The organism is Micromonospora sp. A202 (assembly GCF_006715105.1).
In the GTDB taxonomy this organism is placed as follows: domain Bacteria; phylum Actinomycetota; class Actinomycetes; order Mycobacteriales; family Micromonosporaceae; genus Micromonospora; species Micromonospora zamorensis.
In genome coordinates this window covers 1,980,630-1,999,807 of sequence record NZ_VFMP01000001.1, presented here as the reverse complement: position 1 = coordinate 1,999,807, position 19,178 = coordinate 1,980,630, and the positions used below count along the sequence as shown (strand labels likewise).

17 protein-coding genes are annotated in these 19,178 nt (G+C 70.8%); 8 read left to right on the top strand and 9 right to left on the bottom strand.

Features of this window, described 5'->3' with window-relative positions:
- Positions 1–6: 6 nt before the first annotated feature.
- Positions 7–726, bottom strand: a complete 720-nt coding sequence (locus tag FBZ33_RS09160; RefSeq protein ID WP_141908716.1) for an MBL fold metallo-hydrolase — start codon at positions 724–726, stop codon at positions 7–9.
- Between the two features lie 113 nt (positions 727–839).
- Between FBZ33_RS09160 and FBZ33_RS09155 the strand changes: the two genes are divergently transcribed.
- Positions 840–1,418, top strand: a complete 579-nt coding sequence (locus FBZ33_RS09155; RefSeq protein ID WP_099852029.1) for a TetR/AcrR family transcriptional regulator — start codon at positions 840–842, stop codon at positions 1,416–1,418.
- Positions 1,419–1,556: 138 nt separating this feature from the next.
- Here the strand turns inward: FBZ33_RS09155 and FBZ33_RS09150 are convergent, their stop codons facing one another.
- On the bottom strand, positions 1,557–2,267 hold the full coding sequence (locus tag FBZ33_RS09150; RefSeq protein WP_141908715.1) for a class I SAM-dependent methyltransferase: 711 nt from the start codon (positions 2,265–2,267) through the stop codon (positions 1,557–1,559).
- Positions 2,268–2,601: 334 nt separating this feature from the next.
- Between FBZ33_RS09150 and FBZ33_RS09145 the strand changes: the two genes are divergently transcribed.
- Together FBZ33_RS09145 and FBZ33_RS09140 are read left to right on the top strand one after the other, a co-directional pair.
- Positions 2,602–3,246 (top strand): hypothetical protein, encoded by a 645-nt coding sequence (locus tag FBZ33_RS09145; RefSeq protein WP_141908714.1) that lies wholly within the window; start codon positions 2,602–2,604, stop codon positions 3,244–3,246.
- 216 nt (positions 3,247–3,462) lie between these two features.
- A complete protein-coding gene (locus tag FBZ33_RS09140) occupies positions 3,463–4,356 on the top strand; it encodes a hypothetical protein (protein ID WP_141908713.1) in 894 nt (297 codons plus the stop codon).
- Between the two features lie 233 nt (positions 4,357–4,589).
- Here FBZ33_RS09140 and FBZ33_RS09135 read toward each other — a convergent pair whose 3' ends face one another.
- Genes FBZ33_RS09135 through FBZ33_RS09120 form a run of 4 tightly spaced genes read right to left on the bottom strand, consistent with a single transcriptional unit; the run spans position 4,590 to position 8,638 of the window.
- Entirely contained in the window at positions 4,590–5,543 is a 954-nt protein-coding gene (locus FBZ33_RS09135) for an ABC transporter substrate-binding protein (RefSeq protein WP_141908712.1), read from the bottom strand.
- Complete coding sequence (locus tag FBZ33_RS09130; RefSeq protein WP_141908711.1) at positions 5,543–6,466, bottom strand: ABC transporter ATP-binding protein; 924 nt, start codon at positions 6,464–6,466, stop codon at positions 5,543–5,545. The genes FBZ33_RS09135 and FBZ33_RS09130 overlap by 1 nt, the downstream gene beginning before the upstream one ends.
- Positions 6,467–6,485: 19 nt before the next feature.
- Complete coding sequence (locus FBZ33_RS09125; protein ID WP_255508776.1) at positions 6,486–7,595, bottom strand: iron chelate uptake ABC transporter family permease subunit; 1,110 nt, start codon at positions 7,593–7,595, stop codon at positions 6,486–6,488.
- On the bottom strand, positions 7,592–8,638 hold the full coding sequence (locus FBZ33_RS09120; protein ID WP_141908710.1) for an iron ABC transporter permease: 1,047 nt from the start codon (positions 8,636–8,638) through the stop codon (positions 7,592–7,594). Before FBZ33_RS09120 ends, FBZ33_RS09125 begins: the two co-directional genes overlap by 4 nt.
- A gap of 141 nt (positions 8,639–8,779) precedes the next feature.
- Between FBZ33_RS09120 and FBZ33_RS09115 the strand changes: the two genes are divergently transcribed.
- A complete protein-coding gene (locus tag FBZ33_RS09115; RefSeq protein ID WP_141908709.1) occupies positions 8,780–9,139 on the top strand; it encodes a YciI family protein in 360 nt (119 codons plus the stop codon).
- A gap of 1 nt (position 9,140) precedes the next feature.
- Here FBZ33_RS09115 and FBZ33_RS09110 read toward each other — a convergent pair whose 3' ends face one another.
- Positions 9,141–9,509, bottom strand: a complete 369-nt coding sequence (locus FBZ33_RS09110; protein ID WP_141908708.1) for a cytidine deaminase — start codon at positions 9,507–9,509, stop codon at positions 9,141–9,143.
- Between the two features lie 121 nt (positions 9,510–9,630).
- On the opposite strand from FBZ33_RS09110, the gene hrpA reads away from it, so the two are divergent.
- Entirely contained in the window at positions 9,631–13,701 is a 4,071-nt protein-coding gene (hrpA, locus tag FBZ33_RS09105; protein WP_141908707.1) for an ATP-dependent RNA helicase HrpA, read from the top strand.
- A 166-nt stretch (positions 13,702–13,867) separates the two neighbouring features.
- Here the strand turns inward: hrpA and FBZ33_RS32675 are convergent, their stop codons facing one another.
- Both FBZ33_RS32675 and FBZ33_RS09095 read right to left on the bottom strand, forming a co-directional pair.
- The gene (locus FBZ33_RS32675) at positions 13,868–14,383 is read right to left on the bottom strand and encodes a hypothetical protein (protein ID WP_185755257.1); all 516 of its coding nucleotides are present in this window, start codon (positions 14,381–14,383) and stop codon (positions 13,868–13,870) included.
- Between the two features lie 132 nt (positions 14,384–14,515).
- Positions 14,516–15,445 (bottom strand): LysR family transcriptional regulator, encoded by a 930-nt coding sequence (locus FBZ33_RS09095; RefSeq protein ID WP_099852012.1) that lies wholly within the window; start codon positions 15,443–15,445, stop codon positions 14,516–14,518.
- Between the two features lie 83 nt (positions 15,446–15,528).
- On the opposite strand from FBZ33_RS09095, the gene FBZ33_RS09090 reads away from it, so the two are divergent.
- Genes FBZ33_RS09090 through FBZ33_RS09080 form a run of 3 tightly spaced genes read left to right on the top strand, consistent with a single transcriptional unit; the run spans position 15,529 to position 18,912 of the window.
- A complete protein-coding gene (locus tag FBZ33_RS09090; protein ID WP_088947262.1) occupies positions 15,529–16,212 on the top strand; it encodes a succinate dehydrogenase cytochrome b subunit in 684 nt (227 codons plus the stop codon).
- 1 nt (position 16,213) lies between these two features.
- Positions 16,214–18,151, top strand: a complete 1,938-nt coding sequence (locus tag FBZ33_RS09085) for a fumarate reductase/succinate dehydrogenase flavoprotein subunit (RefSeq protein WP_141908705.1) — start codon at positions 16,214–16,216, stop codon at positions 18,149–18,151.
- The gene (locus FBZ33_RS09080; RefSeq protein WP_088947260.1) at positions 18,148–18,912 is read left to right on the top strand and encodes a succinate dehydrogenase/fumarate reductase iron-sulfur subunit; all 765 of its coding nucleotides are present in this window, start codon (positions 18,148–18,150) and stop codon (positions 18,910–18,912) included. The genes FBZ33_RS09085 and FBZ33_RS09080 overlap by 4 nt, the downstream gene beginning before the upstream one ends.
- The last annotated feature ends 266 nt before the right edge of the window (positions 18,913–19,178 follow it).

Sequence of the window (19,178 nt, the reverse complement as noted above, 5' to 3'; positions counted from 1 at the left end):
CCGCCATCACCCGGCCTGGGCGGCAGCCTTGATCCGGCGCACCGCCTCGACGGCACCCTCGTTCCAGGGGGTGCCGTGGCCGGGGAGGATCCACGTCGCCCGCAGGTCCTCGATGCGGGCCAGCGAGGCGAGCGCCAGGGCCGGGTCGTCGGTGAACGGCGCCGGCTGCGGGCCCGACCGGCCGGTCAGCACGTGTCGGGTGGTGAGCGCGTCGCCGACGAACACGGCGTCGGCGATCGGCACGTGCACGGCGATGCTGCCCGGCGAGTGGCCGGGCATCCCGATGACGCGCGGAGCGCCGGGCAGGTCGAGCACCTGACCGTCCCGCACGGTGATCACCTCGCTGAGGTACGTCGTGCGCAGCCCACCCTTGCGGCCCGCGTACATCAGGAAGCTGGCCACGGCACCCACCTTGAAGGTCCCGAAGGGCGCCTTGGACTTGACCTCGCCGCGGGCTCGGGCGGCGTCCGCCTCGTGCACGTAGACCGGTACGCCGTGGTCGCGCCGGAGCCGCTCGGCGAAGCCGATGTGGTCGGTGTCGCCGTGGGTGAGGATCAGACCTCGGACGTCGGCGAGCGAGCGACCCATGGCGGACAACTCCGCCAGCAGCTCCGGCCAGTGACCGGAGAGGCCGGCGTCCACGACGGTCACGCCGTCGTCGGTCTCGACGAGGTACGCGGCGACGATGTCGTTGCCGATGCGGTGCAGGTGCGGCCCGAGCTTCATGACTTCCTCCGAGGTGATGTCGTTCCCTGATAGCTACGATACATAGCCATGATGCCTAAGGGCCATAGCTATGATGGGTGACGAACGTCGCCCACCCCCGGAAGGAACACCCCATGCCGACTCCCGACCGGACGTCCCTCGCCGACATCGTCGCGGCCGCCCGCCAGATCCTGGAGTCCGAAGGGCTTCCGGGCCTGACCATGCAGGCGGTCGCCCAGCGGGTCGGCGTCCGCGCCCCCTCGCTGTACAAACGGGTCCGCAACCGTGACGACCTCATCCGGCTCGTCACCGAAGCAGCAGTGCACGACCTCGGCGAGCAGCTCGGCGCCGTCGCCGGCAGCGGCGATCCGGGCCGAGACCTCGCCGAGCTGGCCCACGCCTTCCGCGCGTTCGCCCACGCCCAACCCGCGGGCTACCACCTGATCTTCGCCACCGGCCCCGCAGACACCAGGCCCAGCCTCGACATCCTCACCCGGGCGAGCGCCCCCGCCCTGCGCCTCGCCGCGGAACTCGCCGGGCCCGAGCACGCCCTGTCGGCCGCGCGCATGTTCACCGCCTGGGCGAACGGCTTCATCAGCATGGAACTGGCGGGTGCCTTCAACCTCGGTGGCGACCTCGACGAGGCCTTCGCGTTCGGGATCGACCGCCTGACCGCCGCCCTGACGACCCTGGACACACCCCGCGCCGAGTGAGGGCCGGCCGGCAGCGCGGGTCCTCCGGAAACCGCGCATCTCCGGGTGTCCGGTCCACGTGAAGGTGGCACTAATCGTCGCGCGTGAGCAGTTGCGGTGCCAACTAGGTGCGGACGGCGGAAGCGTTTCCGTCCAGGTTTAGTTGGCACCTTCTGGCCGGCGGTGTGCAAAGAGGACCGCTCCTGGAAGGCTCTCGTCGAGGCCGAGCAGCATCTGGGCCTTGACCGTGAATCCGGCATCGCGCAGCCAGGTCGCCATCCGGTCCGGCTGACGGCGGTGCACGTAGACCTTCATCGGATGACCGCCGTAGCCTTCCGTCTTCAGCCGTGACTCATGTCCGACGTGAAAGCCGAGCAACAGAGGTCCATCGGGACGCAGCACCCGCCGAAAGTGGCTAAGAACCGCCGGGATCTCGTCGTCGGGGATGTGGATCAACGACCAGAAGGCGAGCAGGGCAGTGATCGAGGCGTCAGCGAGTTGTAGGTCCGTCATCGAACCCACCTCGAACCGAAGGTCGGGGTGCTCCCGCCGAGCGATGTCGATCATCGCGGGTGACAAATCGACGCCGAAGGCATCGACGCCCAGCTTATGCAGGTGGGCAGTGACATGGCCTGGTCCGCAGCCCACGTCCGCCACCGGGCCACCGCCGGCGGCGTGGACCAGATCGGCGAACAACGCCAACGCCGCGAGCAGATAGGGCTCCCCAGCCAAAGCCACCCGTGTGTAGTCGGAGTAACTGTCGGCGACCGTGTCGTAGGAGATCCGGATGTCTGCCAACCAGTCGTCCGCTCGCCTGCTCCGTGACCCAGAAGTGCCGCCGCCTTCCAACCGCGTTCCGGTATCCGTCATCGTTCGGCTCCTCCTCGTGAACTGGTGCGGACGCGTAGGTCTCGGAAGCCGCGCACGCTACCAGTTTCCAAGCCAACTTCGGTGAACCGAGCACCCACCTTCGAGGTTTGACACCGCCCTGGCCGTCACCAGCTACAGCGAGACAGACGCCAGATGTCGGAGACCGGAGACCAGTGCCAACACAATCCGGACGGCGCCATCACTGGTGCCAACAACCGTGGACGGTGCCAGGTTCAAGTGGACCGGACAACCGGACCCCGGATTCGCTGGGCGATGTCAGACCCGTCGATTAGAATGTATGTACTAATCGAGTTCCTGACCTGGGAGGACGCTCGTGACAGTGCCCGCCTCCACGCCCCTCACCCCCTACGCCACACTGCTCGGTTTCACCCGCTACGTCGACCGCACCGGCCCCACCAAGGCGACCTTCGTGGGCGGGCTGCGCAAGCAGCGCGCCAGCAGGTCCGGCTTCAACCCGCACGGCCAGTTCGTCAAGGCGCTCAAGGCCGACATCGCCTTCCACACCGGGGGCACGCACCTGACCGGCGTGGTCGACGTGGTCAAGCCACGCTGGCGCCCGCTCTACCAGGCGCTCGTCCCCGGCGCCACGGCCTGGCTGCACTCCCTCGGCGATCCGGCAGCCGTCGACCTCGCCCAGACCCGTGATGCCCTGGCGATGCTGGGTGACCTACCGGTCAAGATCAACCCCCATTTCGGCGTACGCCACGCCGACGGCCGCGCCGAAGCGGTCCGGCTGCACTTCGACGAGGCCCCACCGAGTGAGGAATCGGTGCTCGCCACCCTGCACCTGATGGCCCGACACATGGACGCGGTTCTCCCCCACGCAGAGCCGATCCTGGTCGACATCCGTCGCGGCCAGGCCCACCGCATGCCCGGCGACGCCAAGCCCGACCAGATCGAGCGCTGGCTGTCCGGCGAAGCCGCCGCGTTCCGCGCCATCTGGTCCACCGCCGCCTAAACCCCCACCCCCACCACACCCCCACCACACCAAACCTCCAACCCGCCCGCCGCGCTCTATCCGCCCAAGATCCGCGCAACTTCGGGGATGCTGCTGTCTCACGTCGTGAGGAGGCAGCAAGAACAGCGAAGTTGCGCGGATCTTGGTGTTCAGGACCAGCCCGGGGGTTATCCACAGGGGCTGCAGGCGCACACCTCTGCCGGTCAAGGTGTCGTCATGCCTGTTTCCCCACGACGGCCGGCGAGCCTCCAGGGGCGCGTCTTTCGCGGCTCCCGTGTCGTTGCCCAAGGCCTGCTCACCCGAACGGAGCTGCGCAGCAGGGCATGGCGCCCTCTGTTCCGGGACGTCTACGCGGATGCCCGACTGGAGGTCACCCATCGCACTCGTTGCGCCGCCGCGGTGCGCTGGGTGCTGCCACCGGGTGTGGTGATCGCTGGTCGCAGTGCGGCGGCGCTCTACGGCGCGGCACCGGTTGCCGACCACGAGCCCCTCGACGTGCTCGTGCCCGCCGCTCAGCGGTTCGGTCCCGTTTCGGGGCTCGTCGTGCACGCCAGCGAGATCGCCGCGACCGACGTCGCGATACGTCAGGGCATTCCGCTGACCACGCCGACTCGCACATGTTGGGACCTGGCCCAGTGGCTGCCGACCGAGGAGGCTGTCGCCATCGTGGACCGCCTCGCCAGCCAACGGCTGGTGGTGATCCCTGAGCTTCGCGCAGGCTCCCGGTCGAGAGCCGGCAACCGAGGCCAGAGACGGATGATGCGGGTAGCTGAGCTGGCCGACGCCGGCGCCGAATCAGCCCCGGAGTCACGGCTGCGGGTGCGGATCGTGCTCGCCGGGGTGCAGGCACCCGTGACCCAGTTCGTCGTCGAGCGAGACGGCAGGTTCGTGGCCCGCCTCGATCTTGCGTGGCCACATCTCAAGGTCGCCGTCGAGTACGACGGCTTGTGGCACGACGATCCCGAGCAGTTCCACCGGGACCGACGCCGCCTCAACCGCCTGCTCGGCGAGGACTGGATCGTCCTGCACGTCACCGCGAAACGGTTCCGCGAGGACTTCGACGGCTTCCTCGCCGAACTCCGTCAAGCCCTCCGGTCCCGCTCCCGCTGACCCCCCGGCCCCCACACCACACGAACACCCGCACCCCACCCCCACACCGACCCCCACACACGCCAAGATCCGCGCAGTTTCAGGGATCTTGCTGTCTCACCAGCTCGTGAGGCAGCACTTTCCCCGAAGTTGCGCGGATCTTGGGGTGGGCGCGCGCGGAGCGCGGGCTTGCGACGCGCGGGGCTTGCGACGCGCGGAGCGCGGGCCTGCGGTGCGCGGGCGCTGAGGGGTTGTCAGGCGGCGGGGAGGTACTTGGTCAGGTCGTCGAGGATCTTGTTGGCGGCACCGACGCCGATGCCCGTCATCCAGACCTCGTCGGAGACGGGGTACGCCTTGCCGGCCTTGACGGCGTTGAGGCCCTTCCAGAGGGTCCCGTCCGCGACCTTGGTCTGCTCGGCGGCGGCCTTGTCGCCGTACGCGGTCACGAAGATGACGTCACCGTCGACCTCGTTGACCCGCTCGGGGCTGACCAGGTCGAAGCGCTTGTCCTCCTTGTTGGCGAGCAACTGCCGCTCGGGGCGGCCCAGACCGGTGTCGCCGATGACGATGCCGGAGAACGAGTCCGGGCCGTACACCCGGATGTTGCCGGGCAGGAACCGCACGATCGACACCTTGCGGTAGGCGGCGTCGCCGAGGGTCGCACCGAAGTCCTTGGCCCGCTTCTCGTACGCGCCGAGCAGGTCCTTCGCCTGCTGCTCGCGGCCGAGCGCCTTGCCGTCCAGGAGGAAGTTCTCCTTCCAGGTGATGCCCACCTTGTCGGTGAACACGGTCGGCGCGATGGCGGCCAGCTCGTCGTAGAACTTCTCCTGGCGGAACTTGCTGCCGAGGATGAGGTCCGGCTTCAGGGCGTTGATGGCCTCCAGGTCGGGCTCGGTGAGCACCCCGACCTCCTTGATGCCGGCGAGCTTGTCCGCGCCGAAGTAGGTCGGCCAGCTCTTGGCTTCGCCGGCCGTGGCGGCGCCGACGGGCGTGACGCCCAGCGAGAGCGCGGTGTCGATCTTGTCGGTGTCGAGCACGACGACGCGCTTGGGCTCGGCCGGGACCTTGGTGGTGCCCATGACGTGGGTGATCTCCCGGGTCTCCCCGGTGGTGGAGCCGGCGACCGGGTCGCTCTCACCGCATGCGGTGAGGCCGACGCCGACGCCGAGGGCGACGGCCGCGGCGAGAGCGGCGACGAGACGACGCATCAGAGTCCTTTCGAAGGGTGCGAACCGGCGAGCGGGGTGGCCGCGTTGCCGGTGGTGGGTCGGGCGTCCGGTACGGACGCCGTCGACGAATCAGGGTCTCCCGCACCAGCGGACGCGACGGCACCGCCAGCGGACGCGGCGGAGTTGCCGCCGGTGTACGCGGGCACCACCAGCGGCGCGCCGGTCACCGGGCAGGGCACGACCACGCAGGCCAGCCCGAAGACGTCACGGACCAGGTCGGCGGTGAGGATCTCCCGGGGCGGCCCGGCGGCCACCACGGCACCGGCACGCATCGCGACCAGGTGGTCGGCGTAGCGGGCGGCCTGGTTCAGGTCGTGCAGCACGGCGACCACGGTGCGGCCCCGCTCGACGCGTAGCCGGTGCAGGAGGTCCAGCACCTCCACCTGGTGGGCCAGGTCGAGGAAGGTGGTCGGCTCGTCCAGCAGCAGGGCGTCGGTGTCCTGGGCGAGCGTCATGGCGATCCACACCCGCTGCCGCTGACCGCCGGAGAGGCTGTCCACCGGCCGGTCGGCCAGGTCGGTCACGTCGGCCAGGGTCATCGCCTGGTCGACGGCCGCGCCGTCCTCAGGCGACCACTGCCGCCACCAACGCTGGTAGGGCTGCCGGCCGCGCCCGACCAAATCAGCCACTGTGACGCCCTCGGGCACCAGCGGGCTCTGCGGCAGGACGCCGAGGCGACGGGCCACCTCCCGGGTCGGCAGCTCGCGGATCGCGGTGCCGTCCAGCAGCACCGTGCCCCGGCGCGGGGTGAGCAGCCGGGCCATGGTGCGCAGCAGGGTGGACTTGCCGCACGCGTTCGGGCCGACGATCACGGTGAACGCGTCGGTGGGCAGGTCCAGGTCGAGCCCGTCGAGCACGGTCCGCTCGTCGTAGCCGGCGACCAGGTCGCGGGTGGAGAGCATCACACGACTCCTTGAGGCGTCACGACGACCGCCGCCGTCCGCGCAGCAGCAGGAAGATCAGGTACGGGCCGCCGATGGCGGCGGTCAGCACACCGGCGGGCAGTTGGGTGGGTGCGAGCAGGCGTCGGCCGGCCAGGTCGGCCAGCACCAGCAGCAGCGCGCCGAGGAGCGCGGCGCAGACCAGCGGTGGCCGTTCGGCGCGTACCAGTCGACGGGCCACCTGGGGTGCGACCAGCGCGACGAAGTCGACGGCGCCGACCTGGGCGGTGACCATCGCGGCGACGAGGACGCCGGTGCCGGCCAGGCCGATCCGGCGGGCCACCGGGCGAAGCCCGACGCCGCGGGCGGTGTCGTCGTCCAGGGCGGTGCTGTTCAGCGCCCAGCCGGCCCAGGCCAGCACCGGCAGCAGCACCAGCAGGGTGCCGGCGATCCAGGCCGCCTCGGTCCAGCCCTTGCCGGCCAGGGTGCCGATCAGCCAGATCTGCGCGCGGAGGCCGTCGATCGGGTCGGCGGTGAGCATGACCACCTCGGTCAGCGCCCGGAAGCCGAAGGCGACCGCCACACCGGCGAGCACGAACCGCTGCGCGGCCAGCCCGTGCCGGGCGCCGAGGGCGAACAGCAGCACCGCCGCGAGCAGCCCGCCCACCAGCGCGGTGGGTGCCACCAGCACCGCGGCCGTGCCGCTGGTCAGGGCCACCGTCGCGGCGAGACCGGCGCCCTGGGTGATGCCGATGACGTCCGGGCTGGCGAGCGGGTTGCGGGCCACGCTCTGGATCAGGGTGCCGGCGATGCCGAAGGCGGCGCCGGCCGTCGCCGCCAGCACGACCCGCGGCAACCGAAGATCAAAGACGACGAGGTCGTACGGGGTGCCGGCGCCGGAGAGGGCGCGCAGCACGTCGGCCGGGGCGACGTACGGGGTGCCCAGCGAGAGGCTGAGCACGACGGCCAGCAGGAGCAGCACGGTCAGCACGGCGGCCACCAGCACCGCCCGGCGGCGGATGACCAGGCTGACCGGGCCGATCCGCAGCAGCGACCGACCGGGCAGTCGGGCAGAGCCACCCCCGGGTGACGCGGTGGGTGACAGGCCGGCCCGGGCGGGCGGACCCGAGGGGCGCTGGGTGGTGGTCACGCGGTCACCACCCGGGCGCGGCGGACCAGAACGGCCAGCAGCGGCGCTCCGATCAGCGCGGTGACGATCCCGGCCGGTATCTCGCCCGGTGGGGCGACGACCCGGCCGACGATGTCGGCACCGAGCAGCAGCGCGGGCCCGAGCAGGGCGGAGACGGCGAGGGTCCAGCGGTGGTCCGCGCCGACCAGGGCGCGGGCCAGGTGCGGCACGGCCAACCCGACGAAGGCGACCGGTCCGGCTGCGGCCACCGCCGCACCGGTCAGCAGCACGGCGGCGAGCCCACCGCCGAGGCGGACCAGGCCGATGCGGTGGCCGAGGCCCCGGGCCACGTCGTCGCCGAGGGCCAGCGCGTCCAGACCTCGGGCGACCAGGGTGGCAAGCACCAGCCCGGCGAGGACGAAGGGCAGCACCTGCCCGGCGACCGAGAGGTCCCGGCCGGCCAGGCCGCCGACCACCCAGAACCGGTACTCCTCGAAGGTGCGGGCGTCGATGCTGAGCAGCGCGTACACCCCGGAGGCCAGGCTGGCGTCGAGGGCCGCGCCGACCAGCGCGAGGGTGACCGGGCTGGCGCCCTCGCGGGCCCGGGTGGCGATGGCGAAGACCAGCAGCCCGGCGATGAGTGCCCCGGCGATGCCGAACCAGACGTACCCGGCGAGCGTGCTGATGCCGAAGACGGAGATGGCGAGCACCACGCCGAACGACGCGCCGGCGCTGATGCCGAGGATGCGGGGCTCGGCGAGGGGGTTGCGGGTGAGCGCCTGGAACAACACGCCAGCCACCGCGAGGGCGAGCCCGACGGTGAGGCCGAGCGCGGTGCGGGGCATCCGCAGCTCACGGACGATCGTGCTGGCGTCGCCGCCATCCGGTGCGACGAGAGCGTGCCAGACCTGGTCGATGCCGAGTTGCCGGCTGCCGAGCGCGAAGCTGGCCAGTACGGCGAGCAGCAGCACCAGCGCAGACCCGACGGTGACGGCCACCCGGCGGCCGGTGCGGGTGCCGGACCGGCTGGGGGCCTGGGTCGGCCGGGTGACGAGGGTGGTCACGAGTCTCCTGCACGTTCACGCTTAGGTTCGCCTTACGTTAGCCGCTCAGGTGAGGGCCGCCTAACTGGCGCTTATCGATCCGCGACCCGCTGAGCAGGGCAGACGCCCGCGCGACGGGGGCCGCGCACCTAGGGTGGGCTCATGCGATTCGACCAGCACACGGTCGTCCTCCTGGCCCGACCGTCCCACCCGCCGGAGCTGCCGCAGGACGCGATCGACCGGTTGCAGGAGGCGCACCTGGCCCACCAGGCGGGGCTCGTGGAGCAGGGGCTGGTGCTCGCGACCGGGCCCTTCCTGGACACCGACGACGACCAGCTGCGGGGCTTCGTCGTGCTCTCCATCACCCCGGAGGAGGCGCGTGACCTCTACGCCAACGACCCGGCCGTGCGGGCCGGACGGCTGGACGTGCGGGTGATGAGCTGGATGGTGCCGGAAGGCAACGTGCGGTTCGAGGGCGTGCCGATCCCCCGGTCGATGCTGGAGGCGGCGGCGGGCGACTGACTCAGCCGGGCAACGAACCGATCTCGACCACCCGCAGGGCGTCCAGCTCTCCGGTGATCACGCGCAGCGCCGGAAAGTAGTCGGCCAGCACCTGCCGGCAGTCGCCGCACGGCTCGTTGACGTCGCGGCCCCGGTCGGCGACCGTGACGATCGTCTCCAGCTCGGTCACACCCTGCGTGGCGGCCGTGCCGATCACCACGAGTTCGGCGCAGGACCCGCCGGTGGCGTGGTGGACGTTCACGCCCGTGAAGACCCGCCCGTCGGCGGTCCGGGCGGCCGACGCGACGGTGTGGTGCTGGCTGCGGCAGCGCAGCTTGGCGACCGCGGTGGCGGCCTGCACCAACGCACGGTCGGTGTCCCGCAGCTCCATCTCGGCCCCCAGCGCTCGACGTCGAGCGCCCACTCTAGGTGCCGTCCAGGGACGTCGACGGACCGGCCGCGCGGTAACCCAGGGGCGGTACGCCGCCGGGCTGCCTATCCTTGGGCACGACATGCAGAATCCAACCGCCTCCGTCGCGACCGACCCGGTTCGCGAGCTGCACCGCCGCCTGACCCCTCTGATGTTCCGCGACCAGCGCCGGCTCCAGCGGCGGCTGGACGGTGCCCGAAAGCTGCGCGACCCGCAGCGCCGGGAGGCGGCGCTGGCCGAGATCACGGCCGACCTGGTCCGGGCCGAGCAACGGCTCGCCAACCGCCGAGCGGCGGTGCCCGTGATCACGTACCCGGCGGGGTTGCCGGTCAGCGAGCGTAAGGACGACATCGCCGCCGCCATCCGGGATCACCAGGTGGTGATCGTGGCGGGCGAGACCGGCTCCGGCAAGACCACCCAGATCCCCAAGATCTGCCTGGAGCTGGGGCGCGGGGTGCACGGCCTGATCGGGCACACCCAGCCCCGACGGTTGGCCGCCCGCACGGTGGCCGACCGGATCGCCGACGAGCTGGGCACCGAGCTGGGTGACGTGGTCGGCTACAAGGTGCGCTTCACCGACCAGGTCAGCGAGCGCAGCCTGGTCAAGCTGATGACCGACGGCATCCTGCTGGCCGAGTTGCAGACCGACCGGATGCTGCGCCAGTACGACACGTTGATCATCGACGAGGCGCACGAGCGCAGCCTCAACATCGACTTCATCCTCGGGTACCTGCGGGAGCTGCTGCCCCGCCGACCCGACCTCAAGGTGATCATTACCTCGGCGACCATTGAGACCGACCGGTTCGCCCGGCACTTCGCCGGGCCACCAACGGCCGACGAGCCGGAGGGCGTGCCCGCGCCGGTGGTCGAGGTCTCCGGGCGCACCTATCCGGTGGAGGTGCGCTACCGGCCACTCGTCGAACTCGCCGAGGGCGAGGAGGACGGCGACGGCGACGAGGAGAACGTCCGCGACCAGATCCAGGCGATCGGCGACGCAGTCGAGGAGCTGGCCGCCGAGGGCCCCGGTGACATCCTGGTCTTCCTCAGCGGTGAGCGGGAGATCCGGGACACCGCCGACGCGCTGGGCAAGCTGGTGCAGAAGAAGCGCTCGCTGCTCGGCACCGAGATCCTGCCGCTGTACGCCCGGCTCTCCTCCGCCGAGCAGCACCGCGTCTTCGCCGCGCACAGTTCACGCCGGGTGGTGCTCGCCACCAACGTCGCGGAGACCTCGCTGACCGTGCCCGGCATCAAGTACGTGGTGGACCCGGGCACCGCCCGCATCTCCCGCTACTCCAGTCGTCTGAAGGTGCAGCGACTGCCGATCGAGCCGGTCTCCCAGGCGTCGGCCAACCAGCGCAAGGGCCGCTGCGGCCGCACCTCGGACGGCATCTGCATCCGCCTCTACGACGAACAGGACTTCGGATCTCGTCCCGAGTTCACCGACCCGGAGATCCTGCGCACCAACCTGGCGTCGGTCATCCTCCAGATGACGGCGATCGGGCTCGGCGACCTCGCCGCGTTCCCGTTCATCGACCCACCGGACAAGCGCAACATCACCGACGGCGTCAACCTGCTGCACGAGCTGGGCGCGTTGGACCCGACCGAGGCGGACCCGGCGAAGCGGCTCACCGCGCTGGGCCGGCGCCTGGCCCAGTTGCCGGTCGACCCGCGCCTGGCCCGGATGGTGGTCGAGGGCGAACGCAACGGCTGCGCCACCGAGGTGTTGGTGATCGCCGCCGCGCTCTCCATCCAAGACCCGCGCGAGCGGCCCGCGGAGAAGCAGGCCCAGGCCGACCAGGCGCACGCCCGGTTCGCCGACAAGGAGTCCGACTTCGTCGCCTACCTCAACCTGTGGCGCTACCTGCGCGAGCAGCAGCGGGAGCTGTCCTCCAGCGCGTTCCGCCGGATGTGCAAGGCGGAATACCTGAACTACCTGCGGATCCGCGAATGGCAGGACATCGTCAGCCAACTGCGTCAGGTGCTGCGTACCCCGTCCGAGGGCGACCGGCGCGGCGGGCGGCCGGCGAGCGACAGCGCCGACGGCGCGGACGCCGGCCGGGGTGAGGGCCGCCGTGGCGGCGCGGACCTGCCGGAGGAGATCGACACCCCGAAGGTCCACCAGTCGCTGCTGCCCGGCCTGCTGTCGCACATCGGGCTCAAGGACGCCCAGAAGCACGAGTACCTGGGTGCGCGGGGGGCGAAGTTCGCGCTCTTCCCCGGCTCGGCGCTGTTCAAGAAGCCGCCGCGCTGGGTGATGGCCGCCGAACTGGTGGAGACGTCCCGGCTGTGGGGGCGCATCGCCGGCCGGGTCGAGCCGGAGTGGGTCGAGCCGCTGGCGCAGCACCTGGTTAAGCGCAGCTACAGCGAGCCGCACTGGGAGAAGAAGCAGGCCGCGGTGATGGCCTACGAGAAGGTCACCCTGTACGGCGTCCCACTGGTCAGCTCCCGCAAGGTCAACTTCGGGCGGATCGACCCGACGCTGAGCCGGGAGCTGTTCATCCGACACGCCCTCGTCGAGGGCGACTGGCAGACCCACCACCAGTTCTGGGCGGACAACAAGCGGCTGCTCGCCGAGATCGAGGAGCTGGAGAGCCGGGCCCGTCGTCGGGACATCCTGGTCGACGATGAGACCATCTTCGGCTTCTACGACCAGCGGATCCCGGCCGACGTGTCCTCCGGGCGGCACTTCGACAGCTGGTGGAAGAAGACCCGCCGGGAGCAACCCGACCTGCTCACCTTCACCCGCGACTTGCTGATCAACGACGGGCGGCCGGGGGTGGACGAGGACGACTACCCGGACGAGTGGCAGACCCAGGGGGTGACGCTGCCGCTGACGTACCGCTTCGAGCCGGGCACGCCGACCGACGGCGTCACCGTCGACATCCCGCTGCCGCTGCTCAACCAGGTGCCGGCGGAGAGCTTCGACTGGCAGGTGCCGGGGCTGCGCGAGGAGACGGTGATCGCGCTGATCCGTACGCTGCCCAAGGCGGTACGCCGCAACTTCGTCCCGGTGCCGGACTACGCCCGCGCCGCCCTCGCTGCCATCACCCCGGGCGAGGAGCCGTTGCTGGACGCGCTCACCCGCCAGCTGCGCCGGATGACCGGCGTCACCGTCCCCCGCGACGCCTGGGAGCCGGGCAAGCTTCCCGCCCACCTGCGGGTCACCTTCCGGGTGCTCGACGCCGACGAGAAGCCGGTCGCCGAGGGCAAGGACCTGCCGGCCCTGCAACGTCAACTGCGCCAGGAGGTACGCCAGGTGGTGGCGGCCGCCGCGCCGGAGGTGGCCCGGACGGGGCTGCGCGAGTGGAGCATCGGCACGCTGCCCCGCAGCATCGAGCAGGTCCGCGCCGGCTACGCGGTCACCGCGTACCCGGCGCTGGTCGACGAGGGCGCCACGGTCGGGGTGAAGGTGTTCGACTCCCCCGCTGAGGCGGAGGCGTCGCACTGGGCTGGCACCCGCCGGCTGCTGCGGCTCACCGTGCCGTCCCCGGCGCGGTTCCTGCAGGGGCGGCTGAACAACGAGGCGAAGCTGGCGCTGAGCCGCAACCCGCACGGCGGCGTGCAGGAGCTGATCGAGGACGCGGCCGGCGCGGCCATCGACCGGCTGATCGGCGCGGCGGGCGGGCCGGCGTGGGACGCCGACGGGTTCGCGGCCCTGCGCGAGAAGGTCCGCGCCGACCTGGTCGACACCGTGGTCGAGGTGATGGACCGGGTACGCAAGGTCCTCGCCGCCGCGTACGCCGTGGAGCAACGCCTCGGCGCCACCCGCAACCTCGCCGTGGTGGCCGCGTTGGCCGACATCCGCGGCCAGCTTGCCGGGCTGGTGCACGCCGGGTTCATCACCGAGACCGGGTACGCGCGCCTGCCCGACCTGCTGCGCTACCTCACCGCCATCGAACGTCGGCTGGACCGCCTCGGTGGCAACCCGCAGCGGGACCGCCAGCAGCAGGACCGGATCGCGGCGGTGCAGAAGGAGTACGCGGACCTGCTCGCCGCCCTTCCGCCGGCCCGCCGGCAGGAGACCGCCGTCCGGCAGATCCGCTGGATGATCGAGGAGTTGCGGGTGAACGTCTTCGCCCAGGCGCTGGGCACCCCGTACCCCGTCTCGGAGCAACGGATCTACCGGGCGATGGACGAGGCCGAGGGTCGGTAGGACAGGTGGGGTGTGCACCCGCGGCGACGGATGCGGCCGCCGGCGGGGCCCGTCGGCGCTGCCCAGCGTCGCTCCAGGCCGGGCGCTTCCCAGGATGCGGTGCTGCCCCCGCGAACCGGGATCTGGTCGCGGGGGCAGCGGCGGGAAGGTGGTCAGGCGGTGCCGGTCAGAAAGTGGCCTTGACCCCAGCCGCCTTGCAGGCGGCGCTCAGGTCCTCGCCAACCTTCTCGAAGGTGGGGTTCGCGGCGGCGGTGCCGGGGTCGGCGGCTACCGCCACCTTTCCGGCCTCCGCGGCGAAGTCCCGCATCAGGCCGGCCACCTTGCTGTCACCCCCGGCAGTGGCAGCCGCGACCATCTTCTGCTCCAGGCCCTTCATGATCTCCTGGAAGACGGCCGGCTCGGGCTCCTTGCCACTCTGCATGGCAGTGAGGAAGGCGCCCTTCATCTCGTCTCCCGCGGACTTGGCGTTCTGGCAGAGCTCCTTGTCGCTCGCCCCGCCGGTGGCGCCCGTCGAGGAGGACGGCGCGGCGGCGGAAGGGGCCGTCGAGGTGTCAGGCGCGGACGCGGACGGCGCGGACGCGGACGGCGCGGACGCGGCCGTGCTGTCCCCCTCGCCACACCCAGCGAGGGCCAATAGCGCGGCCGAGACCACGACGGTGCAGGTAAGCCTAAAACGATTCACGGCAGGCACGTTAGCCTATGTTCCAGATCATGATCAATCCACACTCGACGGTCAGCAACGGGAGCCGGGCGCCACCAAGCGGCGACGCCCTGCCGTCGGTGCCGCCGCGTCGGTAGGTGCCACCACTCGCAGTCAGAGCGGGTCCACGCCGGGCGGCAGCTCACCCCGGTCGATCGCCGCCTGGATGTAGTCGAGCAGGATCCGCCGGAGTTCCCGACCCGCGTGGGTGGGCACGATGTCGCGGCGGCGGGCCACCGCGATGGTCCGCCGCACCCCGGGCGGAGCGAGGGGCGTGATCCGCACGCCGGGGCGACGGGCGAGCACGATGCCCGGCACCAGCGCGATGCCCAGCCCCGCCTCGACGAAGCTGAGGACGGCGTCCATCTCGCCGCCGTCCACCGCGAAGGTCGGTTCGAAGCCTGCCTCCCGACAGGCCTGGATGGTCGCGTCCCGCAGGTCGTAGCCCTCCCGGAACATGACCATCGGCTGGTCCCGCAGGTCGGTGATCCGCAGCTCCCCGGTCAGCGACGCGGTCGGCACCTCCCCCACCGAGGCCACCACCAGGCTCTCGCGCAGGATCGGATCGACTCGCAGCCCGGGGTCGGCGCCCTGGGCCGGCATGATGATGAGGGCCAGGTCGAGGTCGCCGCGGAGCAGGTCGCGCACCAGATCCTGGGAGCCACCCTCCTCGACCTTGAGGTCGACTGTGGGATGCGCGTCGCGAAACCGGCGCAGCACCGGTGGGGCGAGCGAGGTGGCCAGGCTCGGGGTGGCGCCGAGCCGGACCCGACCGCGGCGCAACCCCACCAGCTCCTGCACCTCGCGGGTGGCGGTGTCCACGTCGGCGAGGATCCGGGTGGCCAACGGCAGCAGCACCTCACCGGCGGCGGTGAGGGCGATGTTGCCCCGTACCCGCTCGAACAACGGCGCTCCGAGGTCGGTCTCCAGAGCGTGAATTTGCTTACTGAGAGAAGGCTGAGTGATGCCTACGAGATCGGCGGCTTGGGTGAAATGTCGTACTTCGGCCACCGCGACGAAGTACCGAAGCTGATGGAGCTGCATCTACATAGCCTACGGCTATCAACACTACGAGTTTGATGCATTGGACGACTGATCGAAGTGCTCCTAGCGTCGGTTGCGTGGTAATGACGAAAACTCGGTCGCCCATCCGCTCGAACGTCGGCCTCAAGGCCGTCATGGCGGTGACGGGCATCCTGCTGGCGCTGTTCCTGATCGCCCACATGCTCGGGAACCTCAAGGTGTTCACGGGGGAAACCTCGTTCGACCACTACGCGCACTGGCTGCGCGACATCGGCAAGCCGCTGCTGCCCGGCGTCTGGTTCCTCTGGATCCTGCGCACCGTGCTGGTGGTCGCGGTCGTCGCCCACATCGTCGCCGCCACCGTGCTGGCCATGCGGGCCCGCGCCGCCCGCCCGGTCAAGTACGCCCACCGCAAGAAGGTCAACGGCAGCTACGCGGCCCGCACGATGCGCTGGGGTGGAGTGATCATCCTGCTCTTCGTGATCTACCACATCCTGGACCTGACCACCGGCACGCTGAACCCGGTCGGCGACGCCAGCAAGCCGTACGGCAACGTCGTCGCCGACTTCGCGCCCGAGCGCTGGTACGTCACGCTCTTCTACACGCTCGCCATCGTCGCGGTGGGCTTCCACCTGCGCCATGGCGCGTTCAGCGCGTTCCGCAGCCTCGGCCAGCAGACGCCGCGTGGCGAGCGTCGGGCGCGTACCGCAGCTCTGGTCTTCGCCGTGCTGCTCTGCGCCGGGTACCTGGTGGTCCCGTTCGCCGTACTCACCGGATTGGTGTCCTGACATGGAACTCTTCACCGAGGGCGACCCGATCGCCGACACCAAGGCTCCCGCCGGCCCGGTCGAGAAGCGCTGGGAGACCCGCCGCTTCGAGGCCAAGCTGGTCAACCCCGCCAACCGCCGCAAGATGACGGTGATCGTGGTCGGCACCGGCCTCGCCGGTGGCTCGGCCGCAGCGACCCTGGCCGAGCAGGGCTACCACGTCAAGTCCTACTGCTACCAGGACAGCCCGCGCCGGGCGCACTCCATCGCGGCACAGGGCGGCATCAACGCGGCGAAGAACTACCGCAACGACGGCGACTCCGTACACCGGCTGTTCTACGACACCGTCAAGGGCGGCGACTTCCGCTCCCGCGAGTCGAACGTGCACCGGCTCGCCGAGGTCTCCGTCAACATCATCGACCAGTGCGTCGCCCAGGGCGTGCCGTTCGCCCGCGAGTACGGCGGCCTGCTGGACACCCGCTCCTTCGGCGGCGCCCAGGTGCAGCGCACCTTCTACGCCCGGGGCCAGACGGGTCAGCAGCTGCTGCTCGGCGCGTACCAGGCGCTCGAACGGCAGATCGGCCTGGGCAACGTCGAGATGAACACCCGGCACGAGATGCTGGAGCTGGTCCTCGTCGACGACAAGGCCCGCGGCATCGTCGTCCGGGACATGGTCACCGGCGAGATCAGCACCGAGATGGCCGACGCCGTCGTGCTCGCCTCCGGCGGCTACGGCAACGTCTTCTACCTCTCCACCAACGCCAAGGGCTGCAACGTCACCGCCACCTGGCGGGCGCACCGCAAGGGCGCGTACTTCGCCAACCCCTGCTACACGCAGATCCACCCGACCTGCATCCCGGTCTCCGGCGACCACCAGTCGAAGCTGACCCTGATGAGCGAGTCGCTGCGCAACGACGGCCGGGTCTGGGTGCCGAAGACCAAGGGTGACGACCGCAGCCCCAAGGACATCGGAGAGGACGAGCGGGACTACTACCTGGAGCGGATCTACCCCTCCTTCGGCAACCTGGTCCCCCGCGACATCGCCTCCCGCGCCGCGAAGAACGTCTGCGACGAGGGCCGGGGCGTCGGACCGACCAAGCTCGGCGTCTACCTCGACTTCGCCGACGCGATCAACCGGCTGGGCCGCAAGGCCATCGAGGCCAAGTACGGCAACCTCTTCGAGATGTACGAGCGGATCACCGGCGAGGACCCGTACGAGGTGCCGATGCGGATCTACCCCGCCGTGCACTACACGATGGGTGGCCTGTGGGTCGACTACGACCTCCAGTCGAACATCCCCGGCCTGTTCGTGATCGGTGAGGCCAACTTCTCCGACCACGGCGCGAACCGGCTCGGCGCCTCGGCGCTGATGCAGGGCCTCGCCGACGGCTACTTCGTGCTGCCCACCACCATCGCCAACTACCTGGCCTCCGGCCCGCTGGAGAAGGTCGACGCCAGCCACCCGGCGGCGGTCGAGGCCCGCACCGACGTCGAGGACCGGGTCCAGCGGCTGCTCGCGGTCAACGGTGACCGGACCGTGGACTCGTTCCACCGGGAACTGGGCCAGATCATGTGGGAACACTGCGGCATGGAACGCAGCGAGGCCGGCCTGCGCAAGGCGATCGACGAGATCCGCGGCCTGCGCGAGCAGTTCTGGCAGCGGGTCAAGGTGTCCGGCACCGGCGAGGAACTCAACCAGTCGCTGGAGAAGGCCGGCCGGGTGGCCGACTTCTTCGAACTGGCCGAGCTGATGTGCATCGACGCCCTGCACCGTGAGGAGTCCTGCGGCGGCCACTTCCGGGCCGAGCACCAGACGCCCGACGGTGAGGCGCAGCGCGACGACGACCGGTTCGCGTACGTGGCGGCCTGGGAGTTCACCGCCGACGGCGAGCCCTCGGTGCTGCACAAGGAAGACCTGAAGTTCGAATACGTCCACCCCACGCAGCGGAGTTACAAGTGAACCTGACCCTGCGCATCTGGCGCCAGAAGGGCCCTGAGGACAAGGGTCGGATGGTGACCTACCCGGTCGACGACGTGTCCCCGGACATGTCGTTCCTGGAAATGCTCGACGTGCTCAACGAGCGGCTGATCCTCGCCGGCGAAGACCCGGTGGCGTTCGACCACGACTGCCGCGAAGGCATCTGCGGCATGTGCGGCCTGATGATCAACGGCGACGCGCACGGGCCGCAGCGCGGCACCACCGCCTGCCAGCTGCACATGCGCCAGTTCACCGACGGCGAGACGATCGACATCGAGCCGTGGCGGGCCAGCGCCTTCCCGGTCATCAAGGACCTGGTGGTCAACCGGAGCGCCTTCGACAAGATCATCGCGGCCGGTGGCTACGTCACCGCGCCGACCGGCAGCGCGCCCGAGGCGCACTCCACCCCGGTCGCCAAGGCCAACGCCGACGCCGCCTTCGAATCGGCGGCCTGCATCGGCTGCGGCGCGTGCGTGGCAGCCTGCCCGAACGGCTCGGGCATGCTCTTCACCGCCGCCAAGCTCACCCAACTCTCTCTGCTGCCGCAGGGCCAGCCGGAGCGGTACACCCGGGTGATCGGCATGGTCGACGCGCACGACGAGGCCGGCTTCGGCGGCTGCACCAACGCTGGCGAATGCACCCCGGCCTGCCCGAAGGGCATCCCGCTGAACACCATCGGCCGACTCAACCGCGACTACCTCGCGGCCACCGCGAAGGGCGCCGGCAACACCCCCGGTTCCTGAGGCCACCGCACGACGCCGGACCGCCGTACCCCTGCGCTGTTTTCGGGGGGTACGGCGGTTCGGCGTTCGGCCTTGGCTCGGCGTGCGGTTTCTGGCTCGGCGTTCGGTCTTTGGTTCGGCGTTCGGTTTGTGGTTGCGGTGGGGCTGGGGCGACCGCACCCACCCACTGGCAGGCAGAACCGAGAACAACCCGGACATCGGAGAGCGCAGCAGGTTCAAGTGCCCGAGCCCGGGTAGCAGTCTTTCGAGACCGCGTGAGAAGGGAC